The organism is Dysgonomonas sp. Marseille-P4361 (genome assembly GCF_900343125.1).
Classification (GTDB): Bacteria; Bacteroidota; Bacteroidia; order Bacteroidales; family Dysgonomonadaceae; genus Dysgonomonas.
Genome location: NZ_OPYL01000001.1, coordinates 810,108 through 829,282 on the forward strand (window position 1 = coordinate 810,108; position 19,175 = coordinate 829,282).

The 19,175-nt window shown below is 35.9% G+C and carries 12 protein-coding genes and 1 pseudogene; 10 read left to right on the forward strand and 3 right to left on the reverse strand.

Annotated features, from left to right (window positions below; all coding sequences use genetic code 11):
* Positions 1-23: 23 nt before the first annotated feature.
* The 4 genes from gltX (at position 24) to DHU68_RS03385 (ending at position 6,154) form a co-directional block, all read left to right on the forward strand.
* Positions 24-1,541 (forward strand): glutamate--tRNA ligase, encoded by a 1,518-nt coding sequence (gltX, locus tag DHU68_RS03370; protein WP_108821531.1) that lies wholly within the window; start codon positions 24-26, stop codon positions 1,539-1,541.
* 6 nt (positions 1,542-1,547) lie between these two features.
* Positions 1,548-2,786, forward strand: a complete 1,239-nt coding sequence (locus DHU68_RS03375) for a 3-deoxy-D-manno-octulosonic acid transferase (RefSeq protein WP_108821532.1) — start codon at positions 1,548-1,550, stop codon at positions 2,784-2,786.
* A 77-nt stretch (positions 2,787-2,863) separates the two neighbouring features.
* Entirely contained in the window at positions 2,864-4,927 is a 2,064-nt protein-coding gene (locus tag DHU68_RS03380; protein ID WP_108821533.1) for an HD family phosphohydrolase, read from the forward strand.
* A 51-nt stretch (positions 4,928-4,978) separates the two neighbouring features.
* Positions 4,979-6,154: an aminopeptidase C gene (locus DHU68_RS03385; protein ID WP_108821534.1), complete on the forward strand. Its 1,176-nt coding sequence runs from the start codon at positions 4,979-4,981 to the stop codon at positions 6,152-6,154.
* A gap of 61 nt (positions 6,155-6,215) precedes the next feature.
* Here DHU68_RS03385 and DHU68_RS03390 read toward each other — a convergent pair whose 3' ends face one another.
* Complete coding sequence (locus DHU68_RS03390) at positions 6,216-8,537, reverse strand: DUF5686 family protein (protein ID WP_108821535.1); 2,322 nt, start codon at positions 8,535-8,537, stop codon at positions 6,216-6,218.
* A gap of 86 nt (positions 8,538-8,623) precedes the next feature.
* On the opposite strand from DHU68_RS03390, the pseudogene DHU68_RS03395 reads away from it, so the two are divergent.
* The 6 genes and pseudogenes from DHU68_RS03395 to DHU68_RS14330 all read left to right on the forward strand — a co-directional run.
* A pseudogene (locus DHU68_RS03395) lies at positions 8,624-8,911 on the forward strand (phage integrase SAM-like domain-containing protein); the annotation flags it as partial.
* 1,032 nt (positions 8,912-9,943) lie between these two features.
* Positions 9,944-10,426, forward strand: coding sequence for a carboxypeptidase-like regulatory domain-containing protein (locus DHU68_RS03400; protein WP_160111066.1), 483 nt, complete (start codon positions 9,944-9,946; stop codon positions 10,424-10,426).
* Positions 10,308-12,491 (forward strand): SusC/RagA family TonB-linked outer membrane protein, encoded by a 2,184-nt coding sequence (locus DHU68_RS03405; protein WP_108821538.1) that lies wholly within the window; start codon positions 10,308-10,310, stop codon positions 12,489-12,491. The genes DHU68_RS03400 and DHU68_RS03405 overlap by 119 nt, the downstream gene beginning before the upstream one ends.
* Before the next feature lie 2 nt (positions 12,492-12,493).
* A complete protein-coding gene (locus tag DHU68_RS03410) occupies positions 12,494-12,835 on the forward strand; it encodes a hypothetical protein (RefSeq protein WP_160111067.1) in 342 nt (113 codons plus the stop codon).
* Positions 12,836-12,848: 13 nt separating this feature from the next.
* Entirely contained in the window at positions 12,849-13,979 is a 1,131-nt protein-coding gene (locus DHU68_RS03415) for a RagB/SusD family nutrient uptake outer membrane protein (RefSeq protein WP_255412427.1), read from the forward strand.
* A gap of 41 nt (positions 13,980-14,020) precedes the next feature.
* Positions 14,021-14,488: a RagB/SusD family nutrient uptake outer membrane protein gene (locus tag DHU68_RS14330; protein WP_255412428.1), complete on the forward strand. Its 468-nt coding sequence runs from the start codon at positions 14,021-14,023 to the stop codon at positions 14,486-14,488.
* Positions 14,489-14,805: 317 nt separating this feature from the next.
* On the opposite strand, the gene DHU68_RS03420 is transcribed toward DHU68_RS14330, so the two are convergent.
* Both DHU68_RS03420 and DHU68_RS03425 read right to left on the reverse strand, forming a co-directional pair.
* Complete coding sequence (locus tag DHU68_RS03420; RefSeq protein ID WP_108821540.1) at positions 14,806-16,266, reverse strand: tryptophanase; 1,461 nt, start codon at positions 16,264-16,266, stop codon at positions 14,806-14,808.
* A gap of 126 nt (positions 16,267-16,392) precedes the next feature.
* Entirely contained in the window at positions 16,393-19,068 is a 2,676-nt protein-coding gene (locus tag DHU68_RS03425) for a TonB-dependent receptor (RefSeq protein ID WP_108821541.1), read from the reverse strand.
* Between the last annotated feature and the right edge of the window lie 107 nt (positions 19,069-19,175).

A 19,175-nucleotide genomic window follows, 5' to 3' on the forward strand; every position in this document is an offset into this window, starting at 1 on the left:
GCCTTGTTTTAATCGAAAATAATATGTCTCAAAAAGTTAGAGTACGCTTTGCTCCTAGTCCTACAGGACCTTTACACATAGGAGGTGTACGTACAGCATTATACAATTACCTCTTTGCTAAGAAAAATAATGGAGCTTTTGTACTCCGAATCGAAGATACCGACTCTCAGCGATTTGTGCCGGGAGCTGAAGAATATATTATAGAGGCTCTGACATGGTTAGGCTTGGAGTTTGATGAAGGTACTCACATAGGAGGCCCTTTTGAATCATACAGACAATCTGACAGAAAAGAAATCTATAAGAAATATGTAGACATATTACTTGCGGAGGGGAAAGCGTATATAGCTTTTGATACTCCGGAAGAACTAGAGAATAAACGTTCAACTATTTCCAACTTTCAATATGATGCTTCTACCAGAGGCGAGATGCGCAACTCTCTGACGCTGTCTAAAGAAGAAGTACAATCTCTGATTGATGCAGGAAATCAGTATGTTGTTCGTTTTATGATCGAGTCAAATCAAGAAGTTGTAGTAAATGACATAATCAGAGGAGAGGTGAAATATAATTCATCGGTACTTGATGATAAAGTGTTGTATAAATCAGCTGATAATTTGCCAACATATCACTTAGCCAATATAGTAGACGACCATTTGATGGAAATAACACACGTTATACGTGGTGAAGAATGGTTGCCGTCTGCGCCTTTGCATGTTTTACTCTATCGTGCTTTCGGTTGGGAAGATACGATGCCTCAATTTGCACACTTGCCATTACTGCTGAAACCTGAAGGAAATGGAAAGCTAAGCAAACGTGATGGAGATCGCCTTGGTTTCCCTGTATTCCCTTTAGAATGGAAAGATCCGAAAACTGGAGAAATTTCATCTGGTTATAGAGAAAGTGGTTATTTGCCCGAGGCTGTTATTAATTTCCTTGCTTTGTTGGGATGGAACCCAGGTAATGATCAGGAAATTATCTCAAAAGAAGAACTGATTGACTTATTCTCTCTTGAAAAATGTAGTAAAAGTGGTGCTAAATTCGATTACGAAAAAGGGAAATGGTTTAACCATCAATACCTGCAAATGGCACCTAACGCTGAGTTGGCAAAGATGTTTTACCCTATTCTGGAAGAAAAAGGGATTGATGTTTCTGTAAATTATATTGAATCTGTGGTAGCTCTAGTAAAAGAAAGGGTAAATTTTGTAAAAGAACTTTGGGAACAATCATATTTCTTCTTTCAAGCTCCAACTTCTTATGATGAGAAAGTAGTGAAAAAACGTTGGAAAGAAGAATCTCCTGCTCAAATGAATGAATTGGCAGAAGTTATTCAAGGTATTGACGATTTTTCATCGCACAATCAGGAAACGATTATTAAAGAATGGATAGAAGCTAAAGGCTATCATTTGGGAAATATTATGAATGCCTTCCGTTTGGCTATCGTGGGAGAATCTAAAGGACCTCACATGTTTGATATAACTGCAGTAATAGGAAAAGAAGAAACTATTAAACGTCTGCATAAAGCTATTGAAGAAATAAAATCTTAATAAACTATGATTCTTTACAATTTAGGAATCTATTTATACGCTTTTATTGTCCGAATCATATCGCCATTTCATAAGAAGGCGAGGAAAATGATCGTCGGACATAAGCAAACTTATAAAATATTAAGAGAGCAAGTTGATCCTAAAGCCGATTATATTTGGTTTCATGCAGCCTCTTTAGGCGAGTTTGAGCAAGGACGTCCTATAATAGAGGAAATAAAGAGAGAGCATCCAGAATATAAGGTTTTGCTCACTTTCTTTTCTCCTTCGGGGTACGAAGTTCGTAAAGATTATGCTGTTGCAGATATTGTATGTTACCTCCCTTTTGATAAAAAAAGGAATGTAAAGAAATTCTTGAAATTGATTCAGCCGAAAAAGGTTGTATTTATAAAATATGAATTCTGGTACAACTTTGTAACCACGTTGCATAAGCGGAATATTCCTGTTTATATGGTCTCTGCTGTTTTTCGTCCTTCTCAGGTTTTCTTCAAATGGTATGGATGGAATATGAGAAAGCTGTTACGATCATATGAGTGCATATGCGTGCAGGATGAAAACTCTAGAGAGTTATTAAAGAGTATCAATGTAACAAATGTGGAAGTATGTGGTGATACTCGTTTCGACAGGGTGTTGGATATTCAAAAGCAGGCGAAAGATCTGAAAATAGCTCAGTATTTTGCACAAAAGGCTCAAAGTGAAAACGAAAAAATAATAGTAGCAGGTAGTACATGGCCTAAAGATGAGGATGTTATTATTCCTTACTTTAATATTACTACCGATGTAAAACTCATTATTGCACCGCATGAGATAGATGAGGCTCATCTAAAATATATTGAAGGTCTTCTAGAGCGTCCTTATATTCGTTATTCGCAAGTAATTCCAGAGGCTGTTGCCGACTATGATTGTATTATCATCGATAATTTTGGATTGCTATCGTCTCTTTATCGTTACGGACAAATTGCATATGTTGGAGGAGGTTTTGGTGTCGGTATTCACAATGTTTTAGAAGCCGCAGTTTATGATATTCCTGTTATATTTGGACCTAATTTTAAAAAATTCAGAGAAGCTCAGCATTTAATAGAAGAGGGTGGAGGATATTCTATCTCCGACTATCAAGCATTCAGAGGTTTGATGGATGAATTCCTCGATTATGGGCATATATTAAATGTTGCAGGTAAGCATGCCGGTAACTATGTCCGTTCTAATGGGGGTGTTGTAGCTAAAGTTATGAATATTCTTAAACTTTGACCTTTCCCCTTTTATTAATATATTTTTCTTCAAATCTAAAATAATCTTGTAGATTTGTATTCTAAACCCATAGCGCTATGGCACAAATAAATAAGATTGTTGGGAGTGATTTTAAAATCCCTACCCCCGTATTTTTTATAGCAGTTATTCTGATTATAGTATATTTTCTGCCTCGGGAGGGTAAATATAAATACACTTATACAGAGAATAAACCATGGCAATATGGTTTGTTAACAGCTCCTTTCAATTTTCATATTCATAAATCGGATGAACAACTTAAGGAAGAAAAAGATAGCATAATGCAATCTTATCTGCCTTATTACTTGGTTGACGAAGATATTGCACAAAAGTCTTCTACTCAGTTTACGCTTAATTCCAGAGCAATGAGTGTACCTACTGAATATATATCTTATGTGAATAAGAAGCTATCGGAGGTCTATAAAGCAGGCGTCTTGTCTGCTGAAGAATATGAAAAAATACAGAGGCAAAGCAAAAAGCAAATTCAGCTAAAGAATGAAAATAATATTGCTACAACAAGGCATTTAGCTTCGTTTTATACACCCAAGCAAGCTTATGACAAGATACTGGGAGATGTACCTTCCTATCTTAAAGTAGATATGCTGAAAACTTTAAATCTGAATGACTATTTAACTGTAAATATTCTCTATGACGAAAAAACATCTGCGAATGAGCGGGAAGAAATGTTAAAACAGATTGCTTTGTACGAAGGCGAGGTCCAGTCAGGAGAAAAAATAATTGATCGAGGAGAAATTGTCGATGCACGGACGAAAAACATCCTAGACTCATACAGTAAAGAAATTGCAGGTAAGGTTGGAACGAAATCAAGTCCTGGGATTTTGATTTTTGGAGAGTTGATCATGATTTCGCTCTTCATTATGGCATTGATGGTATATCTCTTGTTTTATCGGAGAAAGGAGTATGACAATCCGAAGAATCTGATCTTTATATTACTTATGGTTGTTGTTTTCCCTGTCATAACAGGAATTATAACAGACGCCAAGATGTTTAGCTTAGTCTACCTTATACCGTTTGCTATTCCGACTATTCTAATACGCACGTTTATAGATTCGCGTACGGCGATGACGACTCATATTATAACGGTACTCATCTGTTCTATGATGCTACCCCTTACGCAAATGGCTCAATTTATAGTGATCCAATTATTGGTAGGCTATATGTGTATTTTCAGTTTGAGAAATTTATCCGAAAGATCACAATTGGTATATTGTTCATTACTTATACTTCTCACTTATATCGTTTCTTACACAGCATGGATATTGTGTACAGAAGGAGACTTGTCTTTAGTCAAAGATAATGCCCGTTTATATATTTACTTCTGTATAAATTTTGTGTTTGTAACATTCGCCTACTTATTGGTGTATGTATGTGAAAAGGTATTTGGTTTTATATCCGAAGTAAGTATGATAGAGTTATCAAACACTAACAGACCCTTGTTACAACAATTGTCAGAAGTCGCTCCTGGAACTTTTCAGCACTCGATGCAAGTATCCACATTGGTTGTTTCTGCAGCTCTTCGTATAGGAGCTAATGCTACTTTAGTCCGTACAGGTGCATTATATCATGATATAGGTAAAATGGTGAATCCAATATTCTTTACAGAGAATCAATCGGAGGGAATGAATCCTCATGCCGGACTAACCGAGAAAGAAAGTGCCCGTATAATTATCGATCACGTGACAGAGGGGGTAAGAATTGCGAAGAAGCATAATCTACCTCAACAAATCATTGATTTTATTGAGACGCATCACGGACAAGGTAAAGCTAAGTACTTTTATAATTCATATGTAAACAAACATCCAGGAGAAGAGGTTGATGTTGCGGATTTTACTTATCCGGGGCCAAATCCTTTCTCGAAAGAAACTGCGATCTTGATGATGGCAGATACAGTAGAAGCAGCCTCAAGAAGTCTGAAAGATAATAGTAAGGAGGCTATAACCGAGCTAGTGAATAGGCTTATTGATTCGCAGGTAAATGATGGTTTGCTAAGAAATGCGCCGATAACATTCAGGGATGTAGAAAATGTGAAAGAAGTATTTTGTGAAAAGCTGGTAAGTATGCGTCACATGCGTGTTGCTTATCCAGAGCTGAAGAAGAAATAAAAAGAAGAAACTTAATAAACTAATTAATACCTATAAAAACGTAACGTGTATATGAGAAAATTATTTGTATTGTCAGCTTTAGTGTTGATGGCAATAATGGGAAATGCCCAAGGTTATCAGTTTTCGGTAGTAAAGGAAAACCCGATTACATCTATTAAAAATCAAGGCAGCAGTGGAACATGCTGGAGTTATTCGGGTCTCGCTTTTTTGGAGTCGGAGATTATCAGAATGGGTAAAGGAGAACATGATTTATCGGCTATGTATGTAGTACGTCGTAACTATGCGGATAAAGCAGATAAATATGTAAGAACAAGTGGTAATATAAACTTTGCCCAAGGAGGTTCTTTTGCAGATGTTGTAGAAACATTAGATACTTATGGTGTAATACCTATGGATCTTTATACAGGTCTGAATTATGGCGAAAAATTGAATAATCATGGAGAGTTAGAAGCCGGTATTTCAGGTTATGTAAAAGGGATCAGCGAAAAGAAGAGTAGACGTTTGTCTACAGCTTGGGTTAATGGTCTAAATGGTTTGTTAGATGCTTATTTCGGAGATGTTCCCGCAGAATTTGAATATCAAGGGAAGAAATATACACCTCAGTCTTTGGCTGAATCTTTAGGCTTGAAAAGCAGTGATTATATCTCGTTGACTTCTTATACTCATCATCCTTTTTATGCACCATTTGCTCTTGAAATACCAGACAACTGGCGTTGGTCTTTGTCTTATAACTTACCTATCGACGAACTGATGGAAGTGTTTGATAATGCAATTAATAATGGATATACTGTAGCATGGGCTTCAGATGTAAGCGAAGTTGGATTTACTCGTAATGGTATTGCCGTAATGCCAGATGATGAAGCTCCTGAGAATGTAGGATCTGATCAAGCTCATTGGTTGGGATTACCTCAGGGAGAAAAAAATAATCGCCTGAAAAGTAAAGCAGAGGCAGGTCCTGTAAAAGAAAAAGTAATCACTCAGAAAATGCGTCAAATTGCTTTCGATAATCAAGAAACAACAGACGATCATGGAATGCAAATTTATGGTATTGCCAAAGATCAAAACGGAGGAAAATACTACATGGTCAAAAATTCATGGGGAGAAACAGGTGCTTATAAAGGAATTTGGTATGCATCCGAATCATTTGTTAAATATAAAACAATGAGTATTGTGATTCATAAAGATGCACTTCCAAAAGCAATTGCAAAGAAGCTAGGAGTCAAATAATATTCTACCCTCAAGCGATAAGAAAGACAGACTTATGTATTTTACATAGGTCTGTCTTCTTTTATAGCCCTAAAGATCTCAAATTTAGCGATAGTCTTATACCGGCCTTTTTCCCTTGTATGTTATTTAGAGAAACAAAACCTCCTATGCCAATATAGCGAGTGAATGATATAGAGTACCCTAATTCAGTATATAAATCTACATCTGGGGTGAACAAGGTTTTAATGTGTACGTTTTCGGAAAAAGGCATTCCTTGTAGAAACGGAATCCTTTTCAGTAAGAAATATTTTCCTGAATAATTAAAGAAAGCGTTAAACCAATATCTGTTAGTTTGCAGTTCGTAATTCTCTAATAAAAGAAAAGAGTCAAATAATGAATTTAAGTTTACTAGCATGTCCGATGCCCCAAAGTGTTGGAAGTCGGCAAAGTGTGTATTCCTATTGTCAATGAATACACCTCCTTCTAGTTTTAGATCGATTTCATTAAAATAATCGATAGGAAAATTATAGATCACTCCTCCCTTTAATTTTCTGTACTTTGAGTTATTTGTTTGCCACGATGAAAATCCCTCTTGATACTCTATATTGAAGATCGGGCTAATCCCTTTTTTGTATATCTCCAATGCGTCTGATGTATTATATTCTTTAGAAGGAGAGTAGGAGAACCCTACAGAATAAAAGGTTTGGTCGAAACGGTCGTCAGGATAGATGTTGGGTTTGATCTTGTTTCTGCTGATCAGAGTAAAATCGGTATTGTTTGATAAGCCAGATCTTTTCTCTACTCCCAAAGAAACTGACATCCTAAGCTTTTTATTCAGGTTTAATATATTGCTAATGGTTGCATAATCTTTTTGATAAAAGAAATTGCCATTTTCGCCAAAGAAGAGTGAAGTGAAGTAGTTCTGGTATCTTGTGATAGATAAACTGTTGAAATCAGCGGATCTGGATCCTAGTGATAGGGAGAGTGTTCCTCTCCTCTTGGGGTCGTATTGTAATGCAATATCACTACCTCCGGCCAGACGATGGCGTGCAGTCAGATAATAAAGGTAAGGAGTTATTTTTAATTTTTTGTTTTTATCAATATTTCCTTCAATCTCTAACCTCTGTCCTAGCCAGAATCCATCAACGTAATTATAATCGCGGAATATCATCTTTACTCCTCCGTATCTTATATTCCATCTTGAAGTGTCATTCCCAAGCATGTAACTACCAAATAAAACTTTGCCTAGCCAATAATTTGAAGGTTTGTATTTTTCTGTTTGAGGAATGGAAACATGGTTTATGTCTCCTACTAAAGGGGTGGTTCTGATAGATTCCCAAAAAAGATTTTTTTCTTCAAGAGTGTTAATCTCTTTTTCGTTTGAGAGAATAGGAAGATTGCTTGATCTATGCTGAGGCTGATAGGTTAATGATGCTGTATATTTAGCATTGGCCTTTGTGCCTAAGAGGTCTAAGAAGCTAATTGTAGATACAGTGATAGGCAATCGACTACCCTCATATACTTCATGATATATGATTTGTACCTTTTGGTCAATACCTCTGTTGGCGACTTTCAGGTCAGCACTATATAGGTCCCAAGAGTCATTAAAATATAGATATCCATTGATCAACTCAGAATCTTTAATTTTTGATTTTATCTCAATTTTATGAATTTCTTCTTTGTTATCAAGGTACGAACCCTTGTATATATAATTGTAAAAAGAAGAACCTCCATTCAGAGGCGATATTTTCCCATTGAATCTGTTCTGGAACAACGATGAACTCAGAAACTCGATAACGCCATAATTGCTCCAGTTCTTGGATATTTTTCCATTGTGCTCCACAATTGTAACATGGCAAGAATCTGTTGCTATATTTTCTATTTGCGCATAAATCTCCTGTTCTATAACTGAATTTTTTAAATCAGAAAGTCTCTTTTTTTCTACCTTCATTCTTATTTTATCCAAAAAATCAGCAACTTCATTAAGCTTTAATTGTCCTCTGATATAAGAAGTCGCTGAATAATAAGAAGGAGAAGATAGATACTTTTTAGATTCGGAGAGAATGTTCTTTCTAATATTTGTAGAGTTCAAGGATGCTTTGGTGTATAGGCTTTGCTCCTCTAGTATGACTTCTAATGATAGTGTATCACTATTGGTTACATATATTTTTTTACATACCTTTTTGTGTTCGGGAAGTAAGAATGTAAGGTTGTAACTGCCTTCTTCCAAGTGTAGTTGAAATATTCCATTCTTGTCTGTTATTAGTCCTTGTCTCTTCTCGTTGATGTATATCGTAGCTCCTTCCAGAGGTGTTGCTGAAAGATCTTGAACTTTTCCTCTTATTGTTTGAGAAAAAAGATTCAAAGAAAATAGACTGATGAACACAAGAAAAAGAGCTTTCATCTTTTATTTGAAATTCAAGTGTAAAGATAAGGTAAGAGCATAAGGTTTCATAATCTAAATCCTTTAATTTCTAATTTAATCAGGGACATGATTTTTCATTAGACCAAATTACACCTGGCTTTATAGAAAACTTTGAAAGGCTACTCTCTCATCAAGGGCTAAGTATCAATAGCATTTCTTTTTATATGCGTAATCTTAGAGCTATTTATAATAAGGCTATTGCTGATAAACTATTGATCCCAATATTGGATAACCCTTTCGGAGAGGTTTACACTGGTGCCAAGTCAACTCTCAAACGTGCTCTTTCTAAAGAAGAAATGAGCCAGATCCATTCTTTAGATTTTACTCAGCTTTTTGAAACAAAGTCTATTTAGTTCTCTCAAGGCTTATCCAAACAAGAACAGCTGCAGCAGGCACGTGATCTCTTTCTGTTCAGTTCTCATGCAAGAGGCATGTCATTTGTTGTGGCATACCTTAAAAAAACAAATATAAAGAATGATATTTTTACCTATAGGAGACGAAAAACAGAGCAAGAATTAAATATAAAAATTAATACTGCCTTAAAAAATCATCCTCAAATATGCTAAAATTACAGATGATAGCCCATACCTATTTCCAGTAAAAATAATAAGGAATCAAGATAAGAATGCCTATAATCAATATCTGCTAGCATTGAGCAAACAGAATAGATATTGAAGCATATCCAAACATTAGCCAATATAAAGAGAAGAATAAGCACAGATGTAGCTTGACACACATGTTGTACAATAACCAAAGAGGAAAATTTATTAATTTGGACTATTTCTGAAGGACTGGGGGAATCTTCAAAGATAAGAAGGATATTGACTATGGTAATAATGAGAAATTATCTTATCAATTTCATTCCAATCAACAAAAATATTAGATTCTGCTTAAATTTAGTTCACTTACAATGTTAGGAGTATTTTATTGGGAAAAAGGATGTCATTTATTACATAAAAGGCAGCTTTCTGAAAGGAAAATATCTCATTTAAAGCTTTTAGGCTTATTTATAATATTTGTACATCAGGGGTGCAGCATGCTTTCTATCTTCCGCCACCTTAATTTTACAATTATTACAATTTTTTACACTTAACTCTTCTTTCATTTAAAAATTATTATCTTCGCGAGTCTTTAGTAAAGTAATATTTACTGGAATTTGGCGTAAAAACCGAAGAAATGATTTATTATGTGTTTGTAAAAGCCTTAAAGTCTTAATATTGAGTGGAGTATGCCTCGGAGACTAATACTCTGTAATTAATTATTTTGTCAAATAACCTAATCGTTCAAAAAATAACTAACCTTTATTTTAAACAATTATCACATGATTACATTTAAAGAACTTAAGCAAGCTTTGTAAGACAGTCATGCTCGCACTATTTTGTGTGATGTCAACAAGTTTGTATGCACAGAAAATTGCCGTTTCAGGGACGGTAAAAGATTCTAATGGAGAAGCGTTAATTGGTGCTAGTATAAAAGAAAAAGGCACCTTTAATGGAACAGTTACAGATTTGGATGGAGCATTCTCTTTGTCGGTAGCGAGTGGTGCAACATTGCAGATTACATATACAGGCTTTAGCATGTATGAAGAAAGTGTGGCTGGTAAAACAGTATTCAATGTTGTATTGCAAGAGGATACTAAAGCATTAGAAGAAGTAGTTGTTGTTGGGTACGGAAGTATGAAAAAAACGGACGTAGCTACAGCTATTGCAACGGTAAAACCTGAAGACTTCAACCTAGGAGGTGGACAAGATGTTCGCTCTCTTCTTGAAGGACAAGTTGCAGGTCTTAGCATCACCAGAGTTGGGGGGGAGCCCAAACCGGACAGCTACAGTCCAATTGAGAGGAGTATCCTCTTTGGAAGGATCTAATGATCCTCTCTTCATTATTGATGGTATCCCTGGGGGAAGCTTAGAGCTAGTAAGACCAGAAGATATCGCTTCTATTGAGGTGTTGAAGGATGGTTCCGCTGCGGCTATCTATGGATCTAGAGCTAGTGGAGGGGTTATTATAATAACTACTAAACAAGGAGCAGCAGGGAAGACAAGTATAGAATATAATGCTTATGTTAGTCATTATGCCCAAGGAAGAAAACTAGACTTCCTGAATGCCAAAGAATATCTTGCTATGAAAGACAAAATAAGTAACCCTTCAGCAATCGTAGATTTGGGAGCAGATACTGATTGGTATGGAGAATTATTGAATACAAATAATATGTCTCAGAGCCACAATCTTTCGTTGAGTGGAGGTGCAGGTTCAACAACCTATAGAGCTTCTCTTTTTTATAGCGATTCTGAAAGTATAGCTAAGTCAGATGCACGTAAAGATTATGGAGGTAGAGTGTCTCTAATTACTAAAGGGCTTAATGAAATGCTTACTTTGCAAACAAACCTTGCGGCAACATATTCTAATTTGGATAGATTGAACTCAGATAATCGTGTTTGGGAGACAGCATTGAAGTTTAACCCTACTGCCCCTATTAGAAACGAAGATGGTACATTTTGGGAACACGACAGCTATCCCGAAAACGTTGTAGCTTGCAACGAGCAACAATATATGAAAAGGGATCAACAATACACATCTTTAGATGCAAGGTTGACTTTAGAACCTATTAAAGATTTACGATTTGCTATAACTGGAGGTGTTGTTTCTAACGAGTTTACAGATGGTAGATACTACAATAAGGCAAATAGAGTTTCTGTTAATAGATATAATGGAGGAGGATATGCGTATAGAGGTGAAGAGAAAAAGTTCGTTGCTTTTGCAGAACCTACAGTAAGCTATCTTAAGACATTTGCAGATACTCATAGAATAGATGCTGTAGTAGGTTACTCTTATCGATATAACAAAGAAGAATCTTTCAATGCTTGGAATACTGGTTTTATTAGTGATGCAGTAGGTGAAAATTCTTTACAATCGGGTTCTGGGCTAAATAAAGGTACAGAATATATGGGGATGGAGAGTAAGAAAGAAGAGGACAAATTAATTGCTTTCTTCGGTCGTTTGAATTATGTTTTCGATAGTCGATACATCGCACAAGTGTCTTTACGTAGAGAAGGCTCTACAAAATTTGGAGCAAATCACAGATGGGGAAATTTCCCTTCTGCATCTTTGGCTTGGAATATAACAAATGAAGAGTTTATGAAAGCCGTTCCTGCTATCTCTAATATGAAATTACGCGTTGGATATGGAGAAACTGGACAGGCTCCAAATAAACGTTACGAATACCTTGTAACTGTTGGTTCCGGAGGATATTACTTGAAGCCGGATGGAACTTGGACTCAAACTTACGGACCTGGTAAAAACCCTAACCCAGACCTAAAGTGGGAAACAAAAAAAGAATGGAATCTTGGTTTAGACTTTGGGGTTCTAAATAACAGACTGACTGGAGCAATAGATTTTTATAAAAGAGGGTCTTCAGACCTTATCATTGGGGGTGTAGCTGTCCCTTCTCCTTCTAATGTACATTCAAGCAGTACTCTTAATATTGGGGAAACAGAAAATACAGGGATAGAGGTAACTCTGCAAGCAATTCCTGTTAATACAAAAGATTTACGTTGGAAAGCATTCTTTACTTACAGCCATTTATTCTCTAATAAACTGACTAAATATAAAGGAGGAACTTCTTATAAAGACGAAGGTGATATAGGTGGGTACGGAGCTCTAGGAAAAGCTATCAGAATGTATGAAGGCGGAGAGCTAGGACAGTTTTATGGAAGAAAATTTGCAGGGTTTGATGAAAATGGGGAATGGCTTTTCTATAAGAAAGATGGCTCTAAAGTTTCGCCTAAGCAAATTACAGAAGAAGATTTGGGCTATATTGGTAATGGAGTTCCTAAGCATCACTTAAGCCTGACCAATATGATTGATTACAAAAATTTCGATTTTACTATAAGCTTCAAATCTCGACTAGGATTCCAGATTTTAATCGTATGAATATGACATATGGAAACCTTAAGACTCTGGAGAGTGGAGATAATGTTTTCAGTAATGTGTTGACAGAAGGAGTTAATGCTTCTTACCAGTATTCTGATTATTATCTTGAAGATGGAGACTATCTAAAGATAGATAATATAACTGTAGGATACACATTTAAACATAAAAATCCGACTATACCTACATTCAGATTGTATGCTACAGTACGTGACTTGCTAACTATAACAAACTACACAGGATACGATCCGGAAATGAAAGCAGAAGGACTAGATCCTAGTCTAGAAGATAGAAACCGTATTCCAGTCACTAGAACATTTATGTTTGGGTTAAATGTTAAATTCTAAAAATCAAGAAAAGATGAAAATTAAAAATATATTTACGACAGGAATCTCTTTAGTTATATATTGTCTGTTTGTTGCTGTTTCATGTACAGATCTAAATCCGACAGTTTATAATGAAATTGTAACAGATAATTTCTATAAGAATAGAGAAGAAACAATGTCTGTTGTTCTGCGACCTTATACACATAGCCGTGCTGTATTCGGGCAAACCTCAAGAGAAAACTATTGGAAACTGAATGAATTGTCTGCCGATCAGCTGGCTTGGCCTCAAAAAGGACGTCACGGTTATGATGATGCCAAATGGATTCAATTCCACTATCACACATGGAGTTATTCTCACAATACAATAAAAGACTGTTGGAATCTTACTTTTATGGGATTAGGATTTTGTAACTCAGGTATTGAGAACTTATCGTCAAGAAGTGTAGAAGAACTGGGTATTACAGAAGAAGAGCGTGCAGCTTTTATCGCTGAGTTAAAAGCTAATAGAGCTTATTATTATTTGAAAGCTTTGGATCTTTGGGGAAATCTTCCTATTTCGACAACGGTGCAACCTTCTTTTCCAGAAACAAAATCTCATAAAGAAGTATTTGAGTTTGTTGAGTCTGAAATATTAGCAGTTATAGATGATCTTCCATTGCTTTCAGCTAAAGGCTTGAATATTGGACGTTTCACAAAGGCTGCAGGTTATGCTATGCTTGTTGAGTTATATCTAAATGCAGAAAAATGGTATGGTCAAGCTCGCTGGGATGACTGTATTAAATATTGTGATCTTTTGATGCAAGGAAAAGGTGGTGCACAGAAAGATGTAATGAAGTTAGATAAAGACATTTTGACAACGTACTATAATACGAATACACAAGATGCTTATGAGCATATTCTTGTCCTATCATATGATTATCAAGACACAAATGATAGATGCGGATGGAGTGGCGATTTTTATCATTTTAATCAAAAATACATCTATGGGGGAACTTCTAATGGTAATGACGGAGTTGTAGTTATCCCTTCTGCTTATGATAAATTTGCAGATAACGATTTAAGAAAGAAAGAATGGATGTTAATAGGCCCTCAATACTATTATAACGATCCAACTAAACCTGTTCTTGGAACAGATGAATATATAGGAAACCACTGGTATTCGTAAAAGAAATCCAAAGATTTAGCGAAGGAAAAACAGAATCATCTATGACTACAGGTGAAGAAAATAGTGGTGCACGCTTTAATAAATATCGTCCAGGTGCAGAAAATGATGCTAGCTATTGGAGTAATGACTGGGTGCTTTATCGTTTGACTGAAATCTATTTTGCTAAAGCTGAAGCTTTAATGCGTAAAAATGGAGGAAAAGCGACTGCTGAGGCAGTACAATTGATCAACGATTGTCGTAAACGTGCTTTCTCTGATGCAGATTGGGAAACAGAGAAATATACAACTGCAACATTGACATTGGATGAATTGCTTGAGGAAAGAGGACGTGAATTTATCTTCGAAGGAAAACGTAGAACAGATTTGATTCGTTTTGGTAAATTCTTAACAGAAAGCTGGTGGGATCACAAGCCAATAACAAGTGAACACTTAGAATGGTATCCTATTCCAAAAACACAAAGAGAATTAAATCCTAATTTAGTTCAAAATCCAGGATATGTAGAGAATTAATGAATTCTAGACCTAAATAAAGTAAAATAGGGAACCAAATAAGGTTCCCTATTTTTTTTCTGGCAATACTTATGATAATATAGGTAAGGGTAAGTAATTTTATCAAAATATGGAGAGACAACTAATACCCCCCCCCTTTCCCGCCTAATTTTAAATATGAAATAGGATTTGGTAATTTGATATAGGTATATTGTCTTTGTCTGTGGTACATTTAAGAAATTAGAGTTTTTAAGTTGTTAATATTTCGATTCTTTAATTCTTTATAAAAAGAAAAGGATTCCTATTTAAGGAATCCTTTTGTATATGTCTAAATGTAATTAAAGGCTATCGCCAAAGTCTTCTTTAAATTTAGCCATCAATTGCTGTGGCCAATCGCTAACAGGTTCCAATCCTCCCATAAAGAAACGTAATACCGGTGGCTCGTCCACGAATCTCAATCCACCGATGAGGTGACGATTTTCATATAGCCATGTCATGCGATCTTCCACATACTTTATCTGAGAAAGAGTAAATACTCTACGAGGAATAGCCAGACGAAGAAGTTCCATGTCTGCATATGTTTCATTTCCGTACTCATCCCGTTGGTTAGAAACAGATCCTCGCTCCATACCTCTGACTCCGGAGATTAAGAAGAATGCAGCAGCAAGCGAACCTGCAGGGTATTCCGATTGAGGAATGTGTGAGCAAATCTCCATTGCGTTAACATGCGCACCTAATACTCCTGCCGGGGTAACCATAGGGATACCTTTTTTTACTAATGAATTAACTAGATATTCAATGAACATAGGACTCTGGCAAATCATACCTTCATCTAATGTTTCGTATAAGCCTACAGCAATAGCCTCAATTTCGCGAACAGACATTCCTCCATAAGTAAGGAACCCTTCGAAAAGAGGAATAAGTGGTTGTAATTCCTTATAGATTGTATAGTCGTTGGTGCATATCCCTCCTCCACGAGAAGAACTTAGTTTACGAGCCGAGAAATACACTAAATCGGCCAAACCTGTCATAGTCTGGATGATTTCTTTCATTGAAGCTTCCTTAAACTCTTCTTCACGTTGTTTTACAAGCCATGCATTTTCTCCAAGCAGACTGGCATCCAACACAAGGCGAATATTGTATTTGTCAGCTATAGCGCGTACTCCTCTTAAGTTTTCGATAGAGAATGGCTGCCCTCCAATCAGGTTGGTAGATGCTTCCATTCGGATATATGGAATATTAGCAGGGCCATGTTTGTTAATACACTTCTCTAATTTTTCAAGGTTCATGTTCCCTTTGAACGGGTGAGTGCTGTTTATGACATAAGCCTCATCGTACAAAAGTTCATCAATTTTTCCTCCATATTGGGTAATATGTGCCATTGCTGTTGTGAAGTGGTAGTTCATCGGAACAATACTTCCTTTGCGCACATAAGCATTCGCTATAATGTTTTCTGCTGCACGTCCTTGATGTACAGGAAGAAGGTACTTCTTGCCTAAAACATCTTCTACTGCTTTTTGATATCTGACAAAACTTTGAGAGCCGGCATAGGCATCGTCAGCGATCATCATTGCTCCCATTTGTCTGTCGCTAAGAGCATTTGTTCCGCTGTCAGTTAACATATCTAGAAACACATCTTTAGTGTCGAGCCTGAATGTGTTATAGCCAGCTTCATTTAGGGCTTCTAGGCGGCGTTCGATGGGAACTAAGTGTAATTTTTGTACAACACGAACTTTGTGTAATTCCAGTGGAATATCCTCTCCACTATAAAATTTAATTTTAGCAGAATTGTTTGACATGATATTAGTTTTATATATATGTTAAAAATGAAGCGGCAATATAGGAATAATTATTTAAAAGTAAGCTTTTCTGCGCTTGTTGTGTACTAAAATATGTAAAATATTCTAATGTTTGACTTTTTGTATTTAGTACATGTAGTCGTCATCGCTTGTGTTTTCACTTCCTTTAGTCTTGAACCGGTAAGAAAAGCTTAGCATGAAATATCGGTCTATATTGTTAGACCAGGAATAGTTGTAGTCGCTTCCGTTTATCATTCTCATCTCATTGTTCTTGTCATCAAGGATATCTACAAACTGAGCTCTTAATGTACCTTGTTTCTTTAGAACAAGCTTTTCGATAGAGGCGCTCCATAATAACTCACTGTTTTTAGATCCTTCTCCATATCCTGATAATAAGATCCAGTTAACATTGTTTGATACAGTGAAGTCATAAGGAAGTTTCCATTTTATGTTATTGCTGAAGCTATATCGGGTATTGCTTGATCTCTCTTTTTCTGATAAATTATTAAATGAGATGTTTTGTCCTACAGATACGCGTAAAGATGATTCAAATTTGTCAGAGTTGAACCGAATATAGCTGCTTGGAGTGAAAGAAATAGTTTGAATAACGGATTTCTCTCCATTTGTATATCCTATACTCTTATTGTAATATATGTTTGGATCGAATGAGATTTGGAACTTTTTATTCTTCAAAGGGGTGTTGTATGTTGCATACAGAAAGGCATTCATATTGCCATCTACATTCTTGTATGTGCTAAACCTATTCCCGTTTTTGTCAATAATTGTATAGTCGGCAATGTTGTTGAATGTATAGCTTAGGTTGAACGAAAGGTTTATATAGCGCCCTGATTCGTAATCTGATTTCATAAAATAAGCTCCTATGCGATTACTATAACTTGTCTTTAAGTTTGGGTTCCCTACCGATCGTGATAATGAATTGTGGACAATAGTATCTCCTGAAAGCTGACGAGAACTTGGCTGAGAAGTACTGCCGGAGTAATCAAAAATCCATCTTGTATTTTCGTTTGGCTGCAATCCGAACTGAATAGCTGGCGAGAAATTAATTGTATTTTGTGTAATATCCTCTATTATAGAATCTCCTAGATTTATTATATTATTTGAATATGTAGGGTCAATGTTGAATCCTATGGAATAATTATATTTTTCTTTTGTTGATTGAAATCTTACATTTACGTTATGTGCTCTGAAGGTGCTTTTGCTTACACGTGTATAGGTGCTATCTACTATTGTATATTCTCCGTTTTCGTTTTTTCTTCTGGCATCATTGTCCCTTTCCGACTTACTCGTCCTATATGAGTATTGAAATTGTAGTAGGTTGTCTTTTCCCAGAGGTTCTACATAGCTGATAGAAGCACCGTAACTTGTCGACTTGTTTTTAGTTGTAGATATGTTGTCTATAATTCTGTCAGGTATGGTGTCCGGATAGGTCGTTCTAGAATAGTTGTTTCCGTCCGAGTTCCCATTCCTTATAGAGTTATTTATGCTTAGTCGTATACTTCTGCCTTTCGAATTTAATTTTCTACTAATCATAAAGTAATTATTGTTGTTGAAATTTTTATTCTCTGTAGAGGATGATGAAAACCCTGTTGTAGGATTCATATTTGTTACGTAAGAAGAGTCGGAAGAATAAGACTCGGATATGTTATTACTTAGCCCGAAACTACTTCTTATAAAAATAGTGGTTAACGAATCGGGCTTCCAATCTAAGTTTACCCGAGCATTTCCTGAGTTGCTTTTATCTTTATAGTTGCTACTTCCAAAACTGTATCTGTCTATCAATGAAGTGTAAGATTCATTTTTGTTCTCGTTCCTGCTTTTATTGTAGGTGTAATCCACACTTCCGTTTATTTTAATTTTATCCGAAGGGTTTACATTAAAGTTAGCTCCGACGTCTTTATTTACATTATCGCCGTTTCCCATCATGCCTCCATTCCTAGGAGCATTTCCTCCTTGCCCTATCAAAGAGTATTGGTTGTCGCCATGCATTCTATTCAAACTAAAGTTTCCTTGATAGCGGTCGTTGCTACCATATCCAGCTTCAGCATTCCCGAAAACCGACTTTTTGAATTCTTCCTTGATAACTAGATTCAATACCTGAGGCGGATCCTGATCTTTTACTCCACTTGTTTTCGCTTCTTCAGACTGTTCTTTAAATAACTGAAGGTTTTTGATCATGTTTGCTGGTAAATTGTTCAGAGCGAAAGCAATATCTTCCCCAAAGAACTCGTTACCATCTACCAATATTTTTTGAATTGGTTTTCCATTCGCCTTTATATTCCCATTCGCCTCAATCTCTATCCCCGGTATTTTTTTTATTAAGTCTTGTAATAGCTCATGTTCTTCTGTTTTGAATGCTCCGGCATTGTATTGGATCGTGTCCCCCTTTACCTGTATGTCTGGAACCTTTCCTTCAACAACAGTAGCTTCAAGTTCGATAGGGGCTTCTTCTAGCAGAATGTCACCTAATGAATAGCTGATTTCCTTGTCATTGGTGTTAATATTCTTAAAAAAACTTTTATATCCAATAAAAGATACTTCCAAGATGTATTTATTTTTTTTAGCTATGGTAAGACGAAAGGTTCCATCTTCTGTGGTAGATGTGCCTTGTGTATAAAGACTATCTGTTTCGGTAAGGAGTCTCACCGAAGCAAAAGGGATAGGTTCTTTTGTCTCATTGTAAAGAACTTTTCCTTGTATCGTTTTCCCAGATTTCTGTCCTGTCGTTTGGGCAATGCCGCAAAGTGAGATTAAAGACAGAAATATGAGATAGAAATACTTCATCCGTATATTGTATTTTAGATTCACGAAGATAGTTTTTTTAATATAGAGTATGAAATAGCCAGAATTCGTTAACAATATTCAACTTTTATGTCAAAAAAAAATGTTTA